Annotated in this window: 1 protein-coding gene; it reads right to left on the bottom strand. The window is 69.5% G+C overall.

The window, feature by feature from the left end; genetic code table 11:
* A partial coding sequence (glyA, locus tag BU124_RS14460; protein WP_143530029.1) for a serine hydroxymethyltransferase occupies positions 1-1182 on the bottom strand: 1182 nt, incomplete at both ends.

Raw genomic sequence — 1182 nt, 5'->3', positions numbered from 1 at the left:
GGCGGCCAGGCCATCGGTGACCCGGGTGATCCAGTCGGCGATCTGGCGGAACTCGGGTTCGGCGAAGCCGCGGGTGGTGCCGGCGGGCGTGCCCAGCCGGATACCGCTGGTCACGGCGGGTTTTTCGGGATCGAACGGGATGCCGTTCTTGTTGCAGGTGATCTGCGCGCGGCCCAGGGCGGCCTCGGTGGCGTTGCCCTTGACGCCCTTGGGGCGCAGGTCGACCAGCAGGACATGGCTGTCGGTGCCGCCGGTGACGATGTCCAGCCCGCCCGCGACCAGCTGATCGGCCAGGGCCCGGGCGTTGCGGATCACCTGGGTTTGGTAGGTCTTGAACCCCGGCGCCAGCGCCTCGCCGAAGGCGACGGCCTTGGCGGCGATGACATGCATCAGCGGCCCGCCCTGCAGGCCGGGGAAGATGGCGCTGTTGACCTTCTTGGCGATATCCGGGTCGTTGGTCAGCACCAGCCCGCCGCGGGGGCCGCGCAGGGTCTTGTGGGTGGTGGTGGTGACGACATGGGCATGCGGGAAAGGGTCGGGGTAGACGCCGGCCGCGATCAGCCCGGCGAAATGGGCGACATCGGCCAGCACCCAGGCGCCGACGCTGTCGGCGATGGCGCGGATGCGGGCGAAGTCGATGTGGCGCGGGATGGCCGAGCCGCCGGCGATGATCATCTTCGGGCGGTGCTCGGCGGCCAGGGCGGCGATCTGGTCGTAGTCGATCAGGTTGTCGGCCGCGCGCACGCCGTATTGCACGGCGTTGAACCACTTGCCCGACTGGTTGGGTTTGGCGCCATGGGTCAGGTGGCCGCCGGCATCCAGGCTCATGCCGAGGATGGTATCGCCCGGGCTCAGCAGGGCCTGGAAGACGCCCTGGTTGGCCTGGCTGCCCGAGTTGGGCTGGACGTTGGCGAAGTCGCAGCCGAAGAGCGTGCAGGCGCGCTCGATGGCCAGGGTCTCGGCGATGTCGACGTACTGGCAGCCGCCGTAATAGCGCCGGCCCGGGTAGCCCTCGGCGTACTTGTTGGTCATCACCGAGCCCTGCGCCTGCAGAACCGCCGCCGAGACGATGTTCTCGCTGGCGATCAGCTCGATCTCGTGACGCTGCCGCCCGAGCTCCTGCTCGATCGCCCCCCAGATCTCGGGGTCGCGCGACGAAAGCGGCTCGGTGAAAAAGGGGTC

Origin of the sequence: Salibaculum halophilum (assembly GCF_002094885.1) — a bacterium.
Classification (GTDB): domain Bacteria; phylum Pseudomonadota; class Alphaproteobacteria; order Rhodobacterales; family Rhodobacteraceae; genus Salibaculum; species Salibaculum halophilum.
The sequence above is the reverse complement of the archived record's forward strand: the minus strand, read 5'-3'. Positions and strand labels throughout refer to the sequence as shown.